At 75.7% G+C, this 24,370-nt stretch carries 3 protein-coding genes and 1 pseudogene; 3 read left to right on the top strand and 1 reads right to left on the bottom strand.

Annotated elements, in window-relative coordinates:
* Positions 1-51: 51 nt before the first annotated feature.
* Positions 52-10,521: pseudogene (locus FHX73_RS26510) on the top strand (SDR family NAD(P)-dependent oxidoreductase); the annotation flags it as partial.
* 146 nt (positions 10,522-10,667) lie between these two features.
* Here the strand turns inward: FHX73_RS26510 and FHX73_RS26515 are convergent.
* Positions 10,668-13,547, bottom strand: a complete 2,880-nt coding sequence (locus tag FHX73_RS26515; RefSeq protein WP_246213732.1) for an ATP-binding protein — start codon at positions 13,545-13,547, stop codon at positions 10,668-10,670.
* A 620-nt stretch (positions 13,548-14,167) separates the two neighbouring features.
* On the opposite strand from FHX73_RS26515, the gene FHX73_RS26520 reads away from it, so the two are divergent.
* Both FHX73_RS26520 and FHX73_RS26525 read left to right on the top strand, forming a co-directional pair.
* Complete coding sequence (locus tag FHX73_RS26520; RefSeq protein WP_145907799.1) at positions 14,168-19,561, top strand: type I polyketide synthase; 5,394 nt, start codon at positions 14,168-14,170, stop codon at positions 19,559-19,561.
* Positions 19,561-24,312 carry a type I polyketide synthase gene (locus tag FHX73_RS26525; protein WP_145907801.1) on the top strand — a complete coding sequence of 1,584 codons (4,752 nt, stop codon included), beginning with the start codon at positions 19,561-19,563 and terminating at the stop codon, positions 24,310-24,312. Before FHX73_RS26520 ends, FHX73_RS26525 begins: the two co-directional genes overlap by 1 nt.
* Positions 24,313-24,370 lie beyond the last annotated feature (58 nt).

The following is a 24,370-nucleotide window of genomic DNA, read 5'->3' on the forward strand; positions in this document are numbered from 1 at the left end:
CAGGGAGCGACACCGACCGTGGACACATCCGTCGAGCAGATCGTCGAGGCGCTGCGCGAGTCCTTGCTGGAGAACGAACGGCTGCGCCGGCAGAACACCCGGATCGAGGCCGCCGCCCAGGAGCCGATCGCGATCGTGGCGATGAGCTGCCGCTACCCCGGCGGCGTCAGCTCGCCCGAGCAGCTGTGGCAGCTGGTCGACCAAGGCGTGGACGCCGTCGGGCAGTTCCCCGCCGACCGCGACTGGGACGTCGAGGGGCTCTACGACCCGGACCCGGACGTGCCGGGCAAGACCCACGTCCGCGAGGGCGGATTCCTCTACGACGCCCCGCAGTTCGACGCCGCGTTCTTCGGCATCTCGCCGCGCGAGGCGATCGCGATGGACCCGCAGCAGCGCCTGCTGCTGGAGGTCTCCTGGGAGGCGTTCGAGCGCGCCAACATCGACCCGCACACCTTGCGCGGCAGCCGGACCGGCATCTTCGCCGGGGTGATGTACCACGACTACGGCAGCTGGCTGGCCGAGGTGCCCGAGGGCGTCGAGGGCTACCTCGGCAACGGCAACCTGGGCAGTGTCGCCTCCGGCCGGGTCTCCTACACGCTGGGCCTGGAGGGGCCCGCCGTCACCGTGGACACCGCCTGCTCCTCCTCGCTGGTCGCGCTGCACCTGGCGGTCCAGGCGCTGCGCACGGGCGAGTGCGCCTACGCGCTGGCCGGCGGCGTCACCGTGATGTCCACCCCGGACACCTTCGTCGACTTCAGCCGCCAGCGCGGGCTCTCGCTGGACGGCCGGTGCAAGTCCTTCGCCGCCTCGGCGGACGGCACCGGCTGGGGCGAGGGCGTCGGCATGGTGCTGCTGGAGCGCCTGTCGGACGCCGAGCGCAACGGGCACCGGGTGCTCGCGCTGGTCCGTGGCAGCGCGATCAACCAGGACGGTGCCTCCAACGGGCTGACCGCCCCCAACGGCCCCTCCCAGCAGCGGGTGATCCGGCAGGCGCTGGCCAATGCCCGGCTGACGGCCGATCAGGTGCAGCTGGTGGAGGCGCACGGCACCGGCACCCCGCTGGGCGACCCGATCGAGGCGCAGGCCCTGCTCGCCACCTACGGCCAGCAGCGGGCCGGCGGCGAGCCGTTGCGGCTCGGCTCGATCAAGTCGAACATCGGCCACACCCAGGCCGCCGCGGGCGTCGCCGGGGTGATCAAGCTGGTGATGGCGATGCGGCACGGCCGGATGCCGCGCACGCTGCACGTCAACCAGCCCACCCCGCAGGTGGACTGGACCGAGGGTGCGGTCGAACTGCTCACCGAGGCCAGGGCGTGGCCGGAGCACGGCGGGCCGCGACGGGCCGCGGTCTCCTCCTTCGGGATCAGCGGCACCAACGCGCACGTGATCCTGGAGGGCGTGCCCGAGCCCGAACCGCTCGAACCCGAGCACGACTTGACCGGACCGCTGCCGCTGGTGCTGTCGGGCAAGGGCGAGCCGGGCCTGGCCGCGCAGGCCCAGCGGCTGCTCGACCACCTGGACAGCGCCCCGCTGCCCGACCTCGCCTGGACCCTCGCCACCTCCCGGGCCGCCCTGGGCGAGCGCGCGGTGGTGATCGGCGCCGACCGCGCCGCGCTCGCCGCCGGACTGACCGAGCTCGCCGCCGGGCGCGCCGCCGCGGGCGTGGTGCGGGCCGGGTGGCAGAGCGAGTCGCGGATCGCCTTCGTCTTCCCCGGGCAGGGCTCGCAGTGGATCGGCATGGCCGCCGAACTGCTCGACACCGCCCCGGTGTTCGCCGCCAAGATGGCCGAGTGCGGCCAGGCGCTTGCGCCGTACGCCGACTGGGACCTGCTGGAGGTGATCCGCGGCGCCGGCTCGCTGGAGCGGGTGGACGTGGTGCAGCCCGTGCTGTGGGCGGTCATGGTGTCGCTGGCCGAGCTCTGGCGCTCCCACGGGGTGCGGCCGGCCGCCGTGATCGGCCACTCGCAGGGCGAGATCGCGGCCGCCTGCGTGGCCGGGGCGCTCTCGCTGGCCGACGGCGCCAAGGTGGTGGCCCTGCGCAGCCTGGCCATCGCCGACGAACTGTCGGCGCGCGGCGGCATGATGTCGGTCGCCCTGGCGGCCGAGCAGGTCCGCGAGCGGCTCGCCGGGTACGACGGACGGCTGTCGGTGGCCGCCGTCAACGGCGCGGCCTCGGTGGTGGTCTCCGGAGACGCCGACGCCCTGGACCGGTTGCAGGCCGAGCTGCGCGCGCAGGACGTGCGGGCCAAGCGGCTGCCGGTGGACTACGCCTCGCACTCGGCCCACGTCGAGTCGATCCGCGAGCGGCTGCACTCGGAGCTCGCCGGGCTGCGCCCGCGCTCCGCCGAGGTGCCGTTCTACTCCACGGTGACCGGCGAACTCTTCGACACCGCGGGCCTGGACGCCGACTACTGGTACACCAACCTGCGCCAGAGCGTGCTCTTCGAGGGCACCACCCGGGTGCTGCTCGACAGCGGCTACGGCGTCTTCGTCGAGTGCAGCCCGCACCCAGTGCTGCTGCACAGCGTCGCCGAGACGGCCGAGGCGGTGAACGCCGAGGTCGTCGGGATCGGCTCGCTGCGCCGCGACGAGGGCGGCCCGGAGCGCTTCCTGACCTCGCTGGCCGAGGCGCACGTGCACGGCGTCGCGCTCGACTGGGCGACGGTCTTCGCCGGTACGCCGGTGCGCAAAGTGGACCTGCCGACCTACGCCTTCCAGCGCGAGCGGTTCTGGCTCGGCGCCTCCCGGGCGGTGGGCGACGTGGCCGCTGCCGGCCTGACCGCCGCCGGACACCCCCTGCTCGGCGCCTCGGTCGCGGTCGCCGACGGCGGCGGCCTGCTCTTCACCGGCCGGCTCGCCATCACGACCGCACCCTGGCTGGCCGATCACGCGGTGGGCGCCGCGGTGCTGCTGCCGGGCACCGCGTTCGTCGAACTGGCCGTCAAGGCGGGCGACGAGGTCGGCTGCGGCCGGGTGGCGGAACTGACCATGGAGGTGCCGCTGCTGCTGCCCGACCGCGGCGCCGTCCAACTCCAACTGCACCTCGGCGAGTCGGACGGAGTGGGCCGACGCCCGCTGACCGTGCACGCGCGCCCCGAAGGCGAGGGGGAGTGGACCCGGCACGCCAGCGGCCTGCTGGAGCCGGACACCGCCGAGCCCGAATTCGACCTGGCGGCCTGGCCCCCGGCCGGCGCGCAGCCGGTCCCGGTGGACGGGGTGTACGAGCAGCTGGCCGAGCAGGGCTACCACTACGGCCCCGCCTTCCAGGGGCTCAAGGCGGCCTGGCGGCGCGCCGAGGAGGTCTTCGCCGAGGTCGAACTCCCGCTGGAGGAGCAAGGGTTCGCTCTGCACCCGGCGCTCTTCGACGCCGCCCTGCACGCCGCGGGCCTCGGCGGCGGGCAGCCGGAGCAGGCCCGGCTGCCGTTCGTCTGGCAGGGCGTCTCGCTGCACGCCTCGGGCGCGCGGGCGCTGCGTCTGCGGATCACCGGCACCGACACCCTGACCGTGCAACTCGCCGACGGTACCGGCGCGCCGGTGGCCACGGTGGACGCGCTGACCACCCGCGCGGTCGACCCCGCCGCGCTCGGCGCGGCCACCCGCTCCGACGCGCTGTTCCGACTCGACTGGCCGGCCCTCGCTCCGGCGGGCGGCCCGGCGGAGCCGGCGGCCAGCGCGGAGTTGGCGGTCCTGGAGGTGCTGCCGGGCGAGGATCCGGTCGCCGGCACCCGGGCCGCCTGCGCCCGGGTGCTGGACGCCCTGCGGGAGTGGCTGGAGGGCGAACGGGCCGCCACCGCCCGCCTGGTGGTGCTCACCAGGGGAGCGGTCGCGGTCGGCGAGGAGGGCGTCCGGGACCTGGCCGGGGCTGCCGTCTGGGGCCTGGTCCGGGCAGCCCAGGGCGAACACCCCGACCAGCTCGTCCTGGTGGACGCCGACCAGGAGACCACCGTCGAGCAGGCCCTGGCGGCGGTGGCCGCCAGCGGCGAGCCCCAACTCGCGGTGCGCGACGGCAAGGTGCACGTGCCCCGGCTGGCCAGGAGCGCACCGGCGGGCACCGCCGGGCCGGCCCTGGACACCGACGGCACCGTGCTGATCACCGGCGGCACCGGCGTGCTCGGCGCGCTGGTGGCCCGGCACCTGGTGGCCGAGCACGGCGTGCGCCACCTGCTGCTCGCCGGACGCAGCGGCGTCGCCCAGGACGACTTCGCCGACCTGGACGCGGAGATCACCGTGGCCAAGTGCGACGCGGCCGACCGCGCGCAACTCGCCGACCTGCTCGCCGCCGTGCCCGCCACCCGCCCGCTGACCGCCGTGCTGCACCTGGCCGGCGCGCTCGACGACGGCCTGGTCACCGCGCTCACCGAGGAGCGACTGGACGCGGTGCTGCGGCCCAAGGCGGACGCGGCCTGGCACCTGCACGAGCTCACCGCCGAGCGGGAGTTGAAGGCGTTCGTGCTCTTCTCCTCGGCCGCCGGCACGGTGGACGGCGCGGGCCAGGCCGGCTACGCGGCGGCCAACGCCTTCCTCGACGGCCTGGCCCAGCACCGCCGCTCCCTCGGCCTGCCCGGCCTCTCGCTGGCCTGGGGCTTCTGGGAGCAACGCACCGGGATGACCGCCCACTTGAGCGAGGCGGACGTGGCGCGGATGGCCCGCTCCGGGGTGCGCCCGCTCGCCACCGCCGAGGGCCTGGCGCTGCTCGACCTCGCACTGGCCGGCGACCGGGCGCTGCTGGTGCCGATCGGCCTCGACCTGCCCGCGCTGCGCTCGGCGGGCACGCCCCCGCCGGTGCTGCGCGGCCTGCTCCGCCCGGCCGCCCGGCGCGCGGCGGCCGCGGCACCCGCCGCACCGGGCGGCGGGCTGGACCGACTGGCCGCGCTCGGGCGGGCGGAGCGCGACGCGGCCCTCTTCGAGCTCGTCCGCACACACGTCGCGGCCGTGCTCGGCCACGACCCGGACATGCTGCTCGACCCGCGCCGGGCCTTCCGGGACTGCGGCTTCGACTCGCTGACCGCGGTGGAGCTGCGCAACCGGCTCGGCCAGGCGGTCGGGCTGCGGCTGCCGGCCACCCTGGTCTTCGACTACCCGGACCCGACCGCCCTGGTCGGCCACCTCGGGACCGAGCTCTTCGGCGCGACGGAGCCGGCCACCGAGCCGGTCGCCGAAGCGGCTGCCACGGGCCAGCCCGGGGCAGACCCGATCGCGATCGTGGCGATGGCCTGCCGCTTCCCCGGCGGCGTCAGCACCCCCGAGGAGCTGTGGCAGCTGCTGGCGGACGGCGGTGACGGCATCTCGGGGTTCCCGGCCGACCGAGGCTGGGACATCGAGGGGTGCTACGACCCGGAGCCGGGCAAGGCCGGCCGCACCTACGCCCGCGAGGGCGGATTCCTCTACGACGCAGCCGACTTCGAGCCGGCCTTCTTCGGCATCTCGCCGCGCGAGGCGATCGCGATGGACCCGCAGCAGCGCCTGCTGCTGGAGACCTCCTGGGAGGCGCTGGAGCGCGCCGGCATCGACCCGCACTCGGTGCGCGGCAGCGCGACCGGCGTGTTCGCCGGGGTGATGTACCACGACTACGGCAGCCGGCTCGGCAACGCGCCGGAGGAGGTGCGCGACCACCTGGGCAACGGCAGCCTCGGCAGCGTGGCCTCGGGCCGGGTCGCCTACACGCTGGGCCTGGAAGGCCCCACCCTCTCCGTGGACACCGCCTGCTCCTCCTCGCTGGTGGCGCTGCACCTGGCGGCGCAGGCCCTGCGCGGCGGCGAGTGCACGCTGGCGCTGGCCGGCGGCGTCTCGGTGATGTCCACGATCGACACGTTCGTGGACTTCAGCAGGCAGCGCAATCTCGCCGCCGACGGCCGGGCGAAGTCCTTCGCGGACGGCGCGGACGGCACCGCCCTGTCCGAGGGCGCGGGGATGCTGCTGCTGGAGCGGCTGTCGGACGCTGAGCGCAACGGGCACCAGGTGCTGGCGGTGATCCGCGGCTCCGCCGTGAACCAGGACGGGGCGTCCAACGGGCTGACGGCGCCGAACGGTCCGTCGCAGCAGCGGGTGATCCGTGCTGCGCTGGCGAGTGCGGGGTTGTCGGCGGGCGAGGTGGACGTGGTGGAGGCGCACGGCACCGGGACCACGCTGGGCGACCCGATCGAGGCGCAGGCGCTGCTGGCGACGTACGGTCAGGAGCACTCGGCGGAGCGGCCGTTGTGGCTCGGGTCGGTCAAGTCGAACATCGGGCACACCCAGGCGGCGGCCGGTGTGGCCGGGGTGATCAAGATGGTGCAGGCGATGCGGCACGGTGTGCTGCCGAAGACGCTGCACGTAGACGAGCCGTCCGGGCAGGTGGACTGGTCGGCGGGTGAGGTGAGGCTGCTGACGGACAGTCAGCCGTGGCCGGAGGTCGACCGGCCCCGCCGGGCCGGGATCTCCTCCTTCGGGATCAGCGGCACCAACGCCCACACCATCATCGAGGCCGTCCCCGAGCCGGCTGACGCCGAGCCGGTGGGCGCCGAGGCGCCGCTGCTGCCCGTGCTGCTCTCCGGGGCCACCCCGGAGGCGCTCGCGGCCCAGGCGGCGAAGCTGACCGCCCTGGTGGACGCGCCGATCGCCGACCTCGCCTACTCGCTGGCCACCGGCCGCGCCGAGTTCGGCCACCGGGCCGCGCTGGTCGCCCGAGATCGGGACGAACTCGCCGCCCAGCTCGATGCACTGACGTCAGGTCAGGAGACACCCGGGCTGCTGCGCGGCAAGCCGGTGGCCGGCAAGCTGGCCTTCCTGTTCACCGGCCAGGGCGCGCAACGCCCCGGCATGGGCCGGGAGCTGTACCGGGAGTTCGAGACCTTCCGGCAGGCCTTCGACGAGGTCTGCGGGCACTTCGACGCCGGGCTCAAGGAGCTGGTCTTCGGCACCGACGCTGAACCGCTGAACCAGACTGCCACCACCCAACCTGCCCTCTTCGCCGTCGAGGTGGCGCTCTTCCGGCTGCTGGAGTCCTGGGGCATCAGGCCGGACTACCTGGCCGGGCACTCCATCGGCGAGGTGGTGGCCGCGCACGTGTCCGGGGTGCTCTCGCTGGCGGACGCCTGTCGGTTGGTGGCGGCGCGGGGCCGGTTGATGCAGGAGCTCCCGGCCGGCGGGGCGATGGTGGCGATCGAGGCCACGGAGGCCGAGGTCGAGCCGTGGCTGACCGCAGGGGTCGGCGTCGCGGCGGTCAACGGGCCTGACGCGGTGGTGGTTTCGGGTGTCGAGCCGGAGGTGCTGCGGGTCGCGGAGTCGTTCGCCCGGACCAAGCGGCTGAAGGTCAGTCACGCCTTCCACTCGCCGCTGATGGAGCCGATGCTGGACCAGTTCCGGTCCGAGATAGCCGATCTGACGTACGGCCGGGCGACCGTGCCGGTCGTCTCCAACCTGACGGGTCGGTTGGCCACCGAGGAGTTGGCCGACCCCGAGTACTGGGTGCGCCACGTGCGCGAGGCCGTCCGCTTCGCCGACGCGGTCCGCACCCTGGAGGCCGAACAGGTGCGCACCTTCCTGGAGCTGGGCCCCGACGCGGTGCTCTCCACCATGGGCGCGCACTGCCTGGCCGACCCCGAGCGCTCGGCGCTGGTCCCGGTGCTGCGGCGCGACAAGGCGGAACCGGTCGCGTTGGCCACCGCGTTGGGCGCGCTGCAGGTGCGCGGCGTGCCGATCGACCGGGAGCGGCTCTACGGCGGGACCACGGCGCGCCGGATCGACCTGCCGACGTACGCCTTCCAGCGCCGGCGGCTCTGGCTCGATGACGGACCGTCAGGACCTGCGCAGGCGGCCGGGTTCGGGCAGACGGCGGCCGGGCACCCGCTGCTCGGCGCCGAACTCCGGCTGGCGGAGGGCGACACCGTCGCGCTGACCGGGCGGCTCTCGCTGAGCACCCACCCTTGGCTGGCCGACCACGCCGTGGCCGGCGTGGTGCTGCTGCCCGGCAGCGCCTTCGTGGAGCTGGCGATCCAGGCGGGCGACCGGGTGGGCGGCGCGCTGGTCGAGGAACTGGCCATCGAGCGGCCGCTGGTGCTGCCCGCCCAGGGCGGGATCCAGCTCCAGGTGGTGACCGGCGCCGCGGACGGCACCGGCCGCCGCCCGGTCACCGTGCACGCCCGCGCCGAGCAGACCGGCGCTGGGCAGACCGGCACCGCCTGGACCAGGCACGCCGGCGGCGTGCTGGCCCCGTCGGCCGCCCCGGAACCCGAGCCGCTGGAGGTCTGGCCGCCGGCCGGCGCCGTGCCCGTCGACCTCGACGGCAGCTACGACCGCCTCGCCGACCAGGGGTACGGCTACGGCCCGCTGTTCCGCGGCCTGCGGGCCGCCTGGCGGCTGGGCGAGGAGGTCTACGCCGAGCTCGCCCTGCCCGAGGGGGCCGAGCAGGCCGGCTTCGGCCTGCACCCCGCGCTGCTCGACTCCGCCCTGCACGCCATCGACCTGCTGGACGGTCAGGACCCGACGGTGATGACCCTGCCGTTCTCCTGGGAGGGCGTGTCGCTGTACGCCGCCGGGGCCTCGGCCCTGCGGCTGCGGCTCACCCCGCAGGGCACCGAGCAGCTGGCCCTGCGGCTCTTCGACGGCGCGGGCGCGCCGGTCGCCGTGGTGTCGGCCCTGCGGATCCGTCAGGTGACGGCCCACCAGCTGAACGCGGCCGCCGCCGCGGCCGCCCCGGACACCGGTGACCTGTTCGAACTGAGCTGGGTGCCGGTCCCGTTGGCGCCGCAGCCGCAGCCGCAGCCGCAGCCGCAGCCGCAGCCGCAGCCGCAGCCGCAGTCGCAGTCGCAGTTCGCCCCGCACACCGTGCGGATCACCGCCGATGACCTCGCGGACGACGCGCCCGCCCCCGCCCGGGCCGGTGCGGCCGGGCACCGCGCGCTGGCCGTCCTGCAGGAGCGCCTCGCCGAGGACCGCACCGAGGGGGAGCCGCTGGTGGTCGTCACCCGGGGAGCGGTGGGCGTGGACGGCGCGCCCGACCTCGCGCAGGCCGGCATCTGGGGCCTGGTGCGGTCGGCGGCCGTCGAACACCCCGGCCGGCTGGTCCTGGTCGACCTCGACGAGGACCCCGCCTCCGCGGCCGCCCTGGCGGCGGCGGTGGCCACCGGCGAACCGGAGTTGGCGCTGCGGGCCGGGGTGGCGTACGTCCCGAGGCTGGCCCGGGTCGACGAAGTGGAGTCCGCTGCCGCCGAGCCGCTGGACCCGTGCGGCACCGTGCTGATCACCGGCGGCACCGGCAGCCTCGGCCGCCTGCTCGCCCGGCACCTGGTGACCGAACACGGCGTCCGGCACCTGCTGTTGACCGGCCGCACCGGCGTCCTGCCGGCGGAGCTGGCGGACCTGACCGAGCTGGGCGCGACCGTGACGGTCGCCGCCTGCGACGCCGCCGACCGCGCGGCGATGGCCGTGCTGCTCGACGCGATCCCCGCCACCCGCCCGCTGACCGCGGTGGTGCACGCCGCCGGGGTGCTGGACGACGCGCTGGTCTCGGCGCTCACCCCCGAGCGCCTGGACGCGGTGCTGCGCCCCAAGGCGGAGGCCGCCTGGCACCTGCACGACCTGACCGCCGGGCTCGACCTGCGGGCGTTCGTGCTGTTCTCCTCGGCCGCCGCCACCCTCGGGGCCGCCGGGCAGGGCAACTACGCGGCGGCCAACGCCTTCCTGGACGCCCTGGCCGCCGAGCGCCACCGCGCCGGGCTCCCCGCGCTCTCGCTCGGCTGGGGCCTGTGGGACACCGGCTCCGGCATGGCCGGCTCGCTCGGCGAGGCCGAGCTGCGCCGGCTCGCCCGGGACGGCGTCGAGCCGCTGCCGGTCGACCGGGCGCTCGCGCTCTTCGACCGCGCGCTGGCCTCGGACCGCCCGCTGCTGCTGCCGATGCGGGTGCGGCCGACCGAGCAGGCGCTGCCGATGGTCCGGGCGCTGGCCGACCGGACCCCGGTGCGCCGCACCGCCCAGGCGGGGCCGGCCGCGACCGGCGGGCCCCGGCCCGTGCCGCTGGCCGAGCGGCTCGCGGCGCTCTCCCCGGCGGAGAGCCGGCAGCTGCTGCTGGACACCGTGCGCGGCCACGTCGCCGAGGTGCTCGGCCACCCGGGCGCCGAGGCGGTCGACCCGGAGCGCGGGTTCGGCGAGCTGGGGGTGGACTCGCTCTCCGCGCTGGAACTGCGCAACCGGATCGGCGCCGACACCGGCCTGCGGCTCTCCTCCACCCTCACCTTCGACTACCCGACGCCGGCGGCCATCGCCGACCACCTCTTCGACGAACTGGTCGAGGACGCGGACGGCGCGCCGGACGTCGAGGCCGAGGTGATCCGGCTGGAGTCGCTGCTGGAGGCCGCGGCCACGGCCGGACCGCTCGACGAGGAGCAGCGCTCCCGGGTGGCGCTGCGGCTGCGCGCGCTGACCGCCAGGTGGACGGGCGACCCGCACCCGGAGCCGGCCGACCGGGGTGGCCCGGTGCTGGAGACGGCCAGTGCCGACGAGCTCTTCGACCTGCTGGACGACGAGCTCGGCAAGTTCGACTAGCACGACCGGGGGCCGGCCCGGGCACGATCAGCCGGGCCGGCCCCGCAACCCCGTCCCACCGCCTGGCAGGAGCCCGCCCGATGCGCCGACACCGAAGCCGCCGCCGACCGCCCACAGGGCGGTACGGCGGCGGCCTCGGGGTGTCGCTACAGCGCCAACCGGCGCCAGAGCGCCGGGAGTTCCTTGGTGGCCACGACCGGCTGGCGCGGCCGCCGGTCGCTCGGCGAGCGCTGCTCGGGCAGGGCGGGGAGCTGACGGTCCAGCAGTTTGGACGGCAGCTCGGCGCGGCTGGCGACGTTCAACTTCCGGTAGACCCGGGTGAGGTGCTGTTCGACCGTGCTGACCGTGACGTGGATGCGGCCGCTGATCTCGCGGTTGGTGTAGCCGAGCGCGGCCAGCACGGCGACCCGGTTCTCCGCGTCGCTGAGCGGGGAGGCACCGTCGGGGCCCGGCACGGTGGCGGCGGGAGCGGCGGCGGGCACCGGCTCCTCGGTCGGTGCCGGCTCGCCGTCGCCGGTCTCCTGGCTGGCTTGACGGGCCACCAGGCGGGCCCTGGCGTAGTCGCCCAGCTCGTAGTAGGTGGCCGACAGGTCGGCGAAGGCCAGGGCGAGTTCCTGCCGGTCGCCGCAGGCCTGCAACAGGTCGATCGCCTCGCGCAGCAGCGCGGTGCGGTGCCGGGGCTGGCTGGTGCCGGCCAGCACCCGCAGGGCGATCGCCCGCGAGCGGGTGCCCAGCGGGTGGCGCTGCCCGACCTGCTCCTCCGCCAACTCCTTGGCGACCCGGGCCCGGGCCTTGTCGATCCGCAGGTTGGCCTGGGCGACGTCGGTGCGCCAGGGCACCAGCGGCTGCAGGTCGGGGGTGCGCTCGCGCATCAGGTGCCCGCAGGTCTCGAAGTCGTTCAGCGCCGCGAACGGCCGGTCGGTGGCCAGGTAGTGGTGTCCCCGGGCGCGCAGGTAGTGGACGCCGAAGACGGTGTTGAACATGCTGTCCGGCACCTTGCGCCGCAGCAGCCGCTTGCTGGCCTCGTGCCGGCCCATGGCCGTGTTGGCGAAGACCGCCGTCGACAGGGGCATGCCGATCAGCACTCCCCAGGCCTCGGCGTCCAGCAGTTCGAGCGCCTCGGTGGCCTTGGCGTCGGCGGTGGCCGGGTCGCCCTGCAGCAGCGCGACCCGGGCCCGGACGCTGAGCAGCAGCGCCTGCCAGGTGGTCCAGCCGCGCCGCACCGAGTCGGCCAGCAGCTCCTCGCAGACCGCGATCGCGGTCTCGACCTGGCCGCTGAGCGCGATCACCAGCAGCGAGACGATGGTGAGTTCCAGTTTCAGGTCGCTGACCTGGCCGCTCTGCAGCGCCTCGGTCACCTGCGCCACCGACTCGGTGCTGACGTCACCACTGACCAGCAGGGCCACGGTGGCCCACAGGGTGTTCACCTGGCCGGTGGTGGCCCGCTCCAGGGCGGCCAGCTTGGCGAGGTCGCCGCGGTGGCTGACCCGGGGCACGCCGTAGAAGCAGTGCCGGACGAACTCCACCTCGGCCAGCACGTGGGCGTCGTCCGGGTCGAGCGAGGCGGCCAGCGCGGCCACCACCTCGTCGGCGAGGCCGGTCTCGCCCTGCCAGAGCATGTGCCGCACCACGGTGGCCGCGTCCCGCGCGTCCAGCTCCTCGCCCAGCACCTGGCGGTGCAGCGGTTCGAGGTGCGGGGTGACGGCGGCCGGGTTGACCCGCCACTCCGCCCGGGCCAGCGCGGTGCGCAGGGTGTGCTGCTGCTGTGCGTCGGGGGATTCGCGCAGGGCCAGGCGCAGGTAGCCGGTGGAGCGTTCGACCTCGTCGGCGGCGAGCGCCTGCTCGGAGGCCAGTCGCAGTACCGACAGGCCCCAGGGCTCGTCGACCTGGCCGGCGGCCATCAGGTGGGCGGTCACCACGGGGGCGGGCGCGCCGTCGAGGTAGAGCAGGCGGGCGATCTCGCCGTGCAGCCGGGCGCGTTCGCCGGGGTCGAGGTCGCTGAGCACCGCGTTGGCGGCGGCGGGCAGGCGGAAGCGGTAGCCGTCGAGCAGCCCGGTGGAGCCCAGCACGTCGACCACGACCTGCACCGCGTCGGGGCTGGTGGAGAGCAGCAGGGCGGCGGTGCGGGCGTCGGCGTGCTCGTCGAGCGCGGCGAGCGCCCGGGCGACCGAGAGGTGCCGGGGCTCGCCCCGGGAGAGGCAGGCGAGCACCGCCTGCCGGTAGGCGATGCTCGGGACGGGCTCGCCGAGTTCGGCGCCGAACTGGGTGCCGTCGTCCAGCAGGGCGCGCACCAGCACGGGGTTGCCGCCGGTGACCCGGTGGTAGGTGGCGCCGAGCCCGGCGGGCAGCGGCCGGGCGGTGTGGGCGGCGAGCATCCGGGCCACGCCCTGTTCGGAGAGCGGCGCCAGCCGGACCCGGCGGTGCGGTTTGCGGCTGAGGCCGTCGCTGATGAGCGGGTCCGGCAGCGCGGACTGCCCCCAGCCGGCGCAGACGATGGTGATCCGCTTGTTCCGGATCCGCCGCAGGAGGTGGAGCAGGGTCTGCTGGGACTGGGTGTCCAGGAGGTGGGCGTCGTCGATGACGATGACCACGGGGTGCTCCCTGGACAGCTCCAGGATCGGTGCGCAGACGGCCTGGAGGAGGGTTTCGGGGGCGTATTGCGTGCTGCGGTGGTCCAGTCCACCCGCTGCCGTCCGGTAATCGGTGCCTGACGGCGAGTTCGCACCGGGAGCGGGTTCCGGCGGACATTCCAGAACGTCCGTCGGGAGTTCGCCGCTCTGCAGGAGTTCCCGCACCGCGCTCATCGGCCGGGCCCGTTCCCGGGGGCAGCCGATGGCGGTCAGCAGTCGGGCGCCGCCTCTGCCGGCGGTGTTCGCGAACTCGTGGAGCAGTTCGGTCTTCCCGAGCCCGGGGCCGCCGGTGACGATGACGAGCTGCCCTGCTCCGGCGACGCATTCGGCGAACGCGTCGGTCAGGGTCTCAAGTTCTCGGCGGCGCTCGAAAAGGCGCACCACGACCTCCCCCACGGCCAGTATTCTGGAATTGACTCCGCAACGGACTTCTGCTCCGGTCACCCGCCCCCACGGGTACCCCGGAACAGCATTCGCCGCGCCCCGGGAATCCGGTGGGAACGCGGCAGCAAAATCTGCGTCACGCAATGCGTCATATATAAGTCATGACATAAGCCATGTGCATGTCATCAATACAATCACCCGCCGCCGCTCGTGTTTTCACCCGGCAAGGGCGGCGGGGGTGGAGCTGTTGAATTCTCGGAGTGGTCCAGACCCTCCAGCGCTCGGACGTGCAGGCCCGGGCACTCCGGGCCGGCCCTGGACTTCTGGCTGCTCGGGGGACTGATCCCGTTCCCCAGACCCGACTTGACGGTATGTTGGGCCCGCCAACGTTGTCAACATCGGTCTCGCTGAGTGACCGTCAGCGGCGGAGCACCCGGCCGCGCCGATGGCGGACGGCAACTCGGCGGGCCAATCGCGGCGCCATTCGAAGCGCTCCGGAAAGCGGGGCAGGGGTCACTCCAGGGGGCGGTAGGGGGTGACCCCGACACCCCCTGCTCCCTAGCCTCCCAAAGGCGGGGGCATGGACCGACGAGCCGGGATCCCGCGTTTCCGAAGGCATCGATCCCGATCGGATGGCTGCGTTGGCGAACAACGAGGACCGACTGCTCGACTATCTCAGGCGAACCACTTCGGATCTGCGCGAGACGCGGCGCCGGCTGCGCGAGTCGGAGCAGCGCGCGCACGAGCCGATCGCGATCGTGGGGATGGCCTGCCGCTACCCCGGCGGGGTCGCCACCCCCGGACAGCTGTGGAACCTGGTGGCCGCCGGCGCCGACGCGGTGACGGACTTCCCGGCCGACCGCGGCTGGGACGTCGAGTCGCTCTACCACCCCGACCCCGCGCGGCCCGGCAAGACCTACGCCCGGACCGGGGCCTTCCTGCACGACGCCGCCGACTTCGACCCGGACTTCTTCGGCATCTCGCCGCGCGAGGCGCTGGCCATGGACCCCCAGCAACGGCTGCTGCTGGAGACCTGCCACGAGGCCTTCGAGGACGCCGGCCTGCTGCCCGCCGCGCTGCGCGGCTCCCGCACCGGAGTCTTCGTCGGCGTCATGTACAACGACTACGCGAGCCGGCTGCCCGCGGTGCCCGAGGACCTCGACGGCTACCTGGCCAACGGCAGCGCCGCCAGCGTCGCCTCGGGCCGGGTGGCCTACACCTTCGGCCTGGAAGGGCCTGCCGTCACCGTCGACACGGCCTGCTCCTCCTCGCTGGTGGCCCTGCACTGGGCGGTCCGGGCGCTGCAGTCGGGCGAGTGCACGCTGGCGCTGGCCGGCGGGGTGACCGTGATGTCCACCCCCGAGACCTTCGTCGACTTCAGCCGCCAGCGCGGCCTGGCGCCCGACGGCCGCTGCAAGGCCTTCGCCGAGGGCGCCGACGGCACCGGCTGGGGCGAGGGCGCGGGGATGCTGCTGGTCGAGCGGCTCGCCGACGCCCAGCGGCTCGGCCACCGGGTGCTCGCCGTGGTCAAGGGCAGCGCGATCAACTCCGACGGCGCCAGCAGCCGGCTCACCGCGCCCAACGGCCCCGCCCAGCAGCGGGTGATCAAGCAGGCGCTGGCCGGCGCCGGCGTCTCCCCGGCGGAGGTCGACGCGGTCGAGGCGCACGGCACCGGCACCTCGCTGGGCGACCCGATCGAGGCGCAGGCGCTGCTCGCGACGTACGGTCAGGACCGCCCGGCCGAGCGGCCGTTGTGGCTGGGCTCGATCAAGTCGAACATCGGGCACACCCAGGCGGCGGCCGGGGTGGCCGGCGTGATCAAGATGGTCCAGGCGATGCGGCACGGCGTGCTGCCCAGGACGCTGCACGTGGACGCGCCGTCCAGCCAGGTGGACTGGGCGGCCGGCGAGGTGCGGCTGCTGACGGACAGTCAGCCGTGGCCCGAGCACGGGCGGCCCCGGCGGGCGGCGGTCTCCTCGTTCGGGATCAGCGGCACCAACGCGCACGTGGTCCTCGAACAGGCCCCGGCGCCCGAGCCGGCGACCCCCGGGCTGCGGCTGGACGCCGTCCCCTGGCTGCTGTCGGCCCGCACCCCCGAGGCGCTCGCCGCGCAGAAGGCCCGGCTGCGCGCCTGGGTCGAGGCCCGCCCGGAGCTGGACCCGGCCGAGGTGGCCTTCTCGCTGGCCTGCGCCCGCACCTCCTGGGAGCACCGCGCGGTGGTCGTCGGCGGCTCCACCGAGGAACTGCTGGCCGCCCTGCCGACCGCCCCCGACACCGCCGTCCGTGGCGGGAAGCTGGCGTTCCTCTTCACCGGACAGGGCTCGCAGCGCCTGGGCATGGGCCGCGAGCTGCACCGGGCGTTCCCGGTCTTCGCGGCCGCCTTCGACGAGGTGGCCGCCCTGCTGGACGCGGAGTTGGAGGTTCCGCTCGTCGAGGTGATCGAGCGGCGGCCGGAGCTGCTGAACCGCACCGACTACGCCCAGGCGGCGATCTTCGCCGTCGAGGTGGCGCTCTTCCGCCTGGTCGAGTCGCTGGGCGTGCGCCCCGACCACCTGGTCGGCCACTCGGTCGGCGAGCTGGCCGCCGCGCACGTGGCCGGCGTGCTCCCGCTCGGCGACGCCGTCGCCCTGGTCGCCGCGCGCGGCCGGCTGATGCAGGCGCTGCCCGCCGGCGGCGCGATGGTGGCGATCCGGGCCACCGAGGCCGAGGTGCTGCCGCTGCTCGACGAGCGGGTCGGCCTGGCCGCCGTCAACGGGCCGCGCTCGGTGGTGGTCTCGGGCGAGCAGGACGCGGTGCTGGCGCTCGCCGCCCGGTTCGACAAGAGCACCCGGCTGACCGTCTCGCACGCCTTCCACTCCCCGCTGATGGAGCCGATGCGGGCCGAGTTCGCCCTGGTCGCCAAGGCCCGGTCGTACGGCACCCCGACCATCCCGATCGTCTCCACGCTGACCGGCGCGCCGATCGGCGCGGAGGAACTCGGCTCGCCGGACTACTGGGTGGAGCACGTCCGCCAACCCGTGCGGTTCGAGCCGGCGCTGCGCGCGCTCGCCGACCTCGGCGTGCGCAGGCTGCTCGAACTGGGACCGGACGCGGTGCTCACCGCGATGGCGGGGGAGTGCCTCGACGGGTCCCCCGCCATCGCCGCCACCATGCGCCGCGACTCGCCCGAGACCCGCGAACTGCTCGGCGCGCTGGCCCGGTTGCACGCCGACGGCGTGCCGGTCGACTGGGCCGCGCTCTTCGAGGGCCGCCGCCCCGACCGCGTCGACCTGCCGCTCTACCCGTTCCAGCGCACCCGGCTCTGGCTGGAGGCCGGCAGCTCGGCCGGCGACCCGAGCGGCCTCGGCCAACTCCCCGTCGAGCACCCGCTGCTGGCCGCCGCCACCGAACTGCCCGACTCGGGCGGACTGGTGCTGACCGGGCGGCTCTCCCGCTCCGCCCAGCCCTGGCTGGCCGACCACGCCGTGCACGGCACGGTGCTGCTGCCCGGAACCGCCCTGGTGGAGCTGGCCGTGCAGGCCGGCGACCGGGTCGGCTGCGCCCAGTTGGAGGAGCTGACCCTCCAGGCGCCGCTGACCCTGCCGGAGCACGGCGCGGTCGCCGTGCAGGTCGCCGTCGGCGCCGAGGACGGCGGGCGGCGCACCGTCGCCGTGCACTCCCGGCCCGCCGACGCGCCGGACGCGCCGTGGAGCCGGCACGCCGCCGGACTGCTCACCGCCGCCGTGGAAGAAGCAGGGTTCGACCTGCGGACCTGGCCGCCCGAGGGCGCCGAACCGATCGACCTGGGCGAGCTCTACCCCCGGCTCGCCGGGGTCGGCTACGGCTACGGCGAGGTGTTCCAGGGCCTGCGCGCCGCCTGGCGGCGCGGTGACGACCTGTTCGCCGAGGCCGCCCTGCCCGACGCTGCCCGCGGTTCGGCCGCCGCCTTCGGCCTGCACCCGGCGCTGCTCGACGCCGCCCTGCACGTCAACCTGCTGGACCTGGGCGAGGGCCAGGCCGTGCTGCCGTTCAGCTGGGGCGGGGTCACCCTGCACGCCGGCGGGGCCGGCGAGCTGCGGCTGCACGTCGCCGGGGCAGGCCAGGACGCGGTTTCGCTGGCGGTCGCGGACGGCACCGGCGCGCCGGTGGCCACCGTCCGCACCCTGGTGGCCCGTCCGGTCGCGGCGGGGCAACTGGCCGCCGGGCCGGGGGAGTCGCTGTTCCGCCTGGCGCAGGTCCCGCTCGACCTCGCCGCGGGCCCGGCTGTGGACCTGGTGGTCTGCGGCTCCGACGACCTCGGCCTCGGCGTGCCGGTCCACCCCGACCTGGCCTCGATCGGGACGGTCCCGGATCTGGTCGTGCTGCCGGCCGGCCCGGCCGCCGGCGAGCTGCCCGGCGCGGTGCACCGAGCCGTCGCCGACACCCTCGCCACCCTGCGGGCCTTCCTCGCCGACCCGCGCTTCGACGACGCCCGGCTGGCGGTGGTGCTGCGGTCCGGCGAGCTCGCCCACGCGCCGCTGGCCGGACTGGTCCGGGCCGCCGAGGCGGAGAACCCCGGCCGCTTCCTGCTGCTGCACAGCGACGGGGCCGGGGCCGGCGACGGCGGTGCGGGCCTGGCCACCGCACTGGCCGCCGCGCTGGCCGGCGGCGAGCCCGAGGCCACGGTGCGCGGCGGCGCGCTGACGGTGCCCCGGCTCGCCAGGGCGGACGCGGCCCGGCCGCCGCGCTTCGACCCCGACAGCTACGTGCTGATCACCGGCGGCCTCGGCGGCCTCGGGCAGCTGATCGCCCGTCACCTCGCGGACGCCCACGGCGTCCGGCGCCTGCTGCTGACGGGCCGTCGGGGCGCGGACACCCCCGGCGCGGCCGAGCTGCGGGCCGAGCTCGAAGCGCTCGGCGCCGAGGTCGCGGTGGCGAGCTGCGACGCGGCCGACCGCGCCCGCCTCGCCGACCTGCTGGCCCGCTACCCGGTCGGCGCCGTGGTGCACTCGGCCGGCGTGGTCGACAACGGCATGCTCGCCGCGCTCACCCCCGAGCAGGTCGAGCGGGTGCTGCGGCCCAAGGTGGACGCCGCCTGGAACCTGCACGAGCTCACCCGGGACCGCGAGCTCGACGCCTTCGTGCTGTTCTCCTCCACCGCCGGCCTGCTGGTCGGCGGCGGCCAGTCCAACTACGCGGCCGCCAACGCCTTCCTGGACGGCCTGGCCGCCCACCGCCGGGCCGCCGGGCTGCCCGCCGTCTCGCTGGCCTGGGGCCTGTGGTCCGAGGTCGGCGGCCTGGCCGACCAGGTGGACGCCGCCGACCTGGAGCGGATGCACCGGCTGGGCCTGCCGCCGCTGCCCGCCGCGCAGGGGCTGGAGCTGTTCGACTCCGCGCTGGCCGCCGAGGACGCCCTCGTGGTGCCGATGCGCCTGGACACCGCCGCCGTGCGGGCCAGGGCCGACGGCGTCCCGGCGCTGCTGCGCGGGCTGGTCCGCGCCACCGCGCGCCGCACCGCCGGGGCCGCGGCCCCCTCCCGCGCCGACGCCCGCGACACCTGGCGGGAGCGCCTCGCCCCGCTGCCGGAGGCCGAACGCGACCGCCTGCTGCTGGAGCTGGTGCTCACCGGCGCGGCCACCGTGCTCGGCCACGCCTCGGCCGGGGCGCTCGACCCGGACAAGGCGTTCCAGGAGATGGGCTTCGACTCGCTCGCCGCCGTCGAACTGCGCAACCTGCTCGGCACGGCCACCGGCCTCGCGCTGCCCGCCACCCTGGTCTTCGACCAGCCGGCCCCCGCCGTACTGACCGCCTTCCTGAAGGCCGAACTCGTCCCCGGCCCGGCCGACCAGGCCCGGCTGCTGGTCGCCGAGGTCGACCGGCTCGAAACCGCGCTGGCCGCCGTGGCGGACCAGGACGGCTCGCACGCCCGGATCACCGCCCGCCTCGAAGCGCTGCTGCGCACCTGGCGCGACGCGCACGGCACCGGCGGCACGGCGCCGGACGACTTCGACACCGCCACCGACGAAGAGCTCTTCGCGACGATCGACAACGAATCTGGAGTCCAGTGATGGTAGACCCGGCCAACGTCGACAGGCTCCGCGACTACCTGAAGCGGGCCACCACCGAGCTGGAGCGCACCCGCCGCCGGGTGCGCGAGCTGGAGGAGCTCCACCGCGAGCCGATCGCGATCATCGGGATGGCCTGCCGCTACCCCGGCGGCATCCGCTCGCCCGAGGACCTGTGGCGGATCGTCAGCGAAGGCACCGACGTGGTCTCCGGCTTCCCGGTGGACCGCGGCTGGGACGTGGAGAACCTCTACGACCCCGAGGTCGGCAAGCCCGGCAAGAGCTACGTGCGGCACGGCGGCTTCCTGCACGACGCCGCCGAGTGCGACCCCGCCTTCTTCGGCATCAGCCCCAAGGACGCCCCCGGCACCGACCCGCAGCAGCGGATGCTGCTGGAGACCTCCTGGGAGGCCTTCGAGCGGGCCGGCATCGACCCGCAGTCGATGAAGGGCACCCGGACCGGCGTCTTCGTCGGCCTGATGCACCACGACTACGTCGGCGGCACCATCTCCGGCAGCATCGTCTCGGGCCGGATCGCCTACACCCTGGGCCTGGAGGGCCCCGCCGTCACCATGGACACCGCGTGCTCCGCCTCGCTGGTGGCGCTGCACCAGGCGACCCAGTCACTGCGCCGCGGCGAGTGCGAGTTCGCCCTGGTCGGCGGCGCCGCGGTGATGGCCAGCCCCGAGATGTTCGTCGAGTTCAGCGAGCGGCGGGCGCTGTCGGCCGACGGGCGCTGCAAGTCGTTCTCCGAGGACGCGGACGGCGCCGCCTGGTCCGAGGGCGCGGGCGTGCTGCTGGTCGAGCGGCTCTCGGACGCCCGGCGCCACGGGCACCGGGTGCTCGCGGTGATCCGCGGCAGCGCGATCAACCAGGACGGCGCCTCCAACGGCATGACCGCGCCCAGCGGCCCGGCCCAGGTGAAGGTGATCCAGGCGGCGCTGGCCGACGCCCAGCTGACGCCGAGTCAGATCGACGTGGTGGAGGCGCACGGCACCGGCACCAGGCTCGGTGACCCGATCGAGGCCCAGGCGGTGATCGCCGCCTACGGGCAGGACCGGCCCGCCGGCCGCCCGATGTGGCTGGGCTCGATCAAGTCCAACATGGGCCACCCGCAGGCCGCCGCCGGCGTGGCGGGCGTGATCAAGATGGTCATGGCGATGCGGCACGGCGTGCTGCCCCGGACGCTGCACGCCGAGCGCCGCACCTCCGCCGTGGACTGGTCGGCGGGCGAGGTCGAGCTGCTGACCGAGGCCAGGCAGTGGCAGACCTTCGGCCAGCCGCGCCGCGCCGCCGTCTCCGGCTTCGGGATCAGCGGCACCAACGCGCACACCATCCTGGAGGAGGCCCCGGCCGAGGAGCCGGCCGAGCGGGCACCGCGCGCCGAACTGCCCGCCGTGCCCTGGGTGCTCTCCGCCAAGACCGCCGAGGCGGTCCGGGACCAGGCGAACCGGCTGCTCGCCGCCGTCGACCCGCTCGACCCGCGCGACGTCGGCCTCTCGCTGGCCACCACCCGCGCCCTGCTGCCGCACCGGGCCGCCGTGGTCGGCCGCGACCGGGCCGAACTGCTGGACGGGCTGCGCGCGCTGGCCGAGGGCCGCGAGCAGCCGCAGCTCGCCGCCGGCCCCGGCCGGCTCGCCGTGGTCTTCTCCGGCCAGGGCTCCCAGCGCCCCGGCATGGGGCGCGAACTGGTCGAGGGCTTCCCCGAGTTCGCCCGCGCCTTCGACGCGATCTGCGCCGAGTTCGACCGGCACCTGGACCGGCCGCTGCGCGCGGTGGTGCTGGACGCCGACTCCGAGCTGCTGGGCCAGACCGTCTACACCCAGGCCGGCCTGTTCGCCTTCGAGGTCGCGCTCTACCGCCTGCTGGAGTCCTGGGGCATCCGCCCCGACCTGCTCGGCGGGCACTCGATCGGCGAGGTGGTCGCCGCGCACGTGGCCGGCGTGCTCTCGCTCGGCGACGCCGTCGCCCTGGTCGCCGCGCGCGGCCGCCTGATGCAGGCGCTGCCCGCCGGCGGCGCGATGGTGGCGATCCGGGCCGGCGAGGCCGAGGTCGCCCCGCTGCTCGGCGCGGGCGCCGACCTGGCCGCCGTCAACGGCGAGCGCGCGGTGGTGGTCTCGGGCGACGAGGAGGCGGTGCTCGCGGTCGCCGCCCGGTTCGAGAAGACCACCAGGCTGAAGGTGTCGCACGCGTTCCACTCGCACCGGATGGACGGCATGCTGGCGGACTTCCGGGCCGTGCTCGCGGAGTTGGAGTTCCACCCGCCGCGGCTGCCGGTGGTCTCCAACCTGACCGGCACGCTCGCCGAGGACCTCACCTCGCCCGACTACTGGGTGCGCCACGTGCGCGAGGCCGTCCGGTTCCACGACGGCGTGCGCACGCTGGCCGCCGAGGGCGTCACCCGGCTGCTGGAGGTCGGCCCCGACTCGGTGCTTGCCGGCCTGGCCGAGGGCGTGGTGGCCGAGGCGGTCGCCACCCAGCGCCGCGACCGGGACGAGGCCGGGACGCTGCTGCGGGCGCTCGGCCGACTGCACGTCAGCGGCCTGAGCCCCGACTGGTCGGTGCTGTTCGCCGGCGCCCGGGTGGTGGACCTGCCGACCTACCCGTTCCGGCGCGACCGGCACTGGGAGCACGCGCCGTCGATCACGGCCGCCGCCGCCCCGGCCCGCGGTGGCGACGAGGGCGGCGAGTTCTGGGAGCTGGTCCGCGAGCAGGACGTGGCCGCCGTCGCCGCCACCCTCGGTGTCGCCGACCAGGCCCCGGTGGCCGCCCTGGTCCCGGCGCTGGCCTCCTGGTACGACCAGCGGCAGGCCAACGCCACCGTGGACGGCTGGCGTTACCGGATCGGCTGGCGGATGCTGCCCGGCGCCGAGGACCGCGCCGCCGCGTTCCGCTGGCTGGCCGTGGTCTCCGAGCAGCAGGCCCCGGACCCGTGGGTCCAGGCGGCGCTGGCCGCGCTGCGCGAGCGCGGCCACCAGGTCGAGCTGCTCGCCGTGCCCGCCGCCGCGCAGCACCGCAGCGCCCTGGCCGAACTACTGGCCGACCGTGGCGAGTTGGATGGTGTTCTCTCACTGCTGGCGCTCGACACCGGGGCCGCCGTGACCGCCGCGCTGGTCCAGGCGCTCGGCGACGCCGGGATCGCGGCCCGACTGTGGGCCGTCACCCGGGACGCGCTGGCCCACGAGCCGTCGGCCCGCCCGAGCGGCTTCGCCCAGGCCGAGGTCTGGGGCCTGGGCCGGGTGGCCGCGCTGGAGCACCCCGACCGCTGGGGCGGCCTGCTCGACCTGCCCGCCGAGCTCGGCCCGCTCACCCTGGCCCGGCTCGCCACCGCGCTCACCGCCCATGGCGACGAGGACCAGCTGCTGCTGCGCGAATCCGGCCTGTTCGCCCGCCGCCTGGAGCACGCGCCGGTGCGGCCCGGCACCCCGTGGCGGCCCACCGGCACGGTGCTGGTCACCGGCGCCACCGGCGGGGTCGGCGCCCGGGTGGCGGCCTGGCTGGCCGAGCAGGGCGCGGAGCACCTGCTGCTCACCAGCCGCCGCGGCGAGGCCGCGCCCGGCACCGCCGAACTGCGCGAGCGGCTGGCCGAGTTCGGCACCGGGGTCAGCTTCGCCGCCTGCGACGCGGCCGACCGGGAGGGCCTGGCCGCGCTGCTGGCCACCGTCCCGGCCGAGCGCCCGCTGACCGCCGTGGTCCACCTGGCCGGCGTGCTGGACGACGGCGTGCTCGACGCGCTCACCCCCGAGCGGTTCGCCACCGCCCTGCGGCCCAAGGCGCAGGCCGCGCTGAACCTGCACGAGCTCACCGCGGAGCTGGACCTGTCGGCGTTCGTGCTGTTCTCCTCGCTCACCGCCACCGTCGGCGGCGCCGGGCAGGCCAACTACGCGGCCGCCAACGCCTTCCTGGACGCGCTGGCCGAGCACCGGCGCGGCGCGGGCCTGCCCGCCAGCTCGATCGCCTGGGGCCTGTGGGGCGGCGACGGCATGGCCGACCACGGCGCCGTGCGCGACGCCGGCCGCAGCCTCGGCATCTCGGCGATGGACCCCGACCGGGCGCTGACCGCGCTGCGCCGGGCGCTGGAGGGCGGCGAGACCACGCTGACCGTGGCCGCCGTGGACTGGACCCGGTTCGCGCCCGCCTTCGGCGCCGCCCGGCCCAGCCCGCTGCTGGCCGACCTGCCCGAGGTCGAGGCCCTGGCGGCATCCGGCGGCGGCGACCAGGCCGTCCCCGAGGGCTTCGCCCGGCAGCTGGCCGGGCTGACCGGCGGCGAGCGCAAGCGCGCCCTGGTGGACCTGGTCTGCACCCAGGCCGCCACCGTGCTCGGCTACGGCGCGGCCGGCGGCATCGAGCCCGGCACCGCCTTCCGCGACCTCGGCTTCGACTCGCTGACCTCGGTGGACCTGCGCAACCGGCTGAGCACCGCCGCCGGGGTGGCGCTGCCGGCCACGCTGATCTTCGACTACGCGACGCCCGCCGCGCTGGCCGAGCACCTGGGCAGCGAGCTGGGCGAGGGCGAGCCCGGCTCCTCGGCCGACGCGCTGCTGTCCGAACTCGACCGACTGGAAGCCGTGTTCAATGACCTGACGGTCGATCAGATCGAGCAGGGCCGGTTCACCGCCCGGCTGCAGTCGATGCTCAACGGGCTGACCGAGACGCTCTCCGCGGCCGGCGGCGAGACCGTCGCGGGCCGGCTGGAGAACGCCTCCGCCGACGACCTCTTCGCCTACATCGACAACGAGCTCGGCACGGCGTGACCACGTGACCGCGACCGACCACGCCGGCCCGAACCTCCCGCACAGAAGTGGCGACCTT

This window comes from Kitasatospora viridis (assembly GCF_007829815.1).
In the GTDB taxonomy this organism is placed as follows: Bacteria; Actinomycetota; Actinomycetes; order Streptomycetales; family Streptomycetaceae; genus Kitasatospora; species Kitasatospora viridis.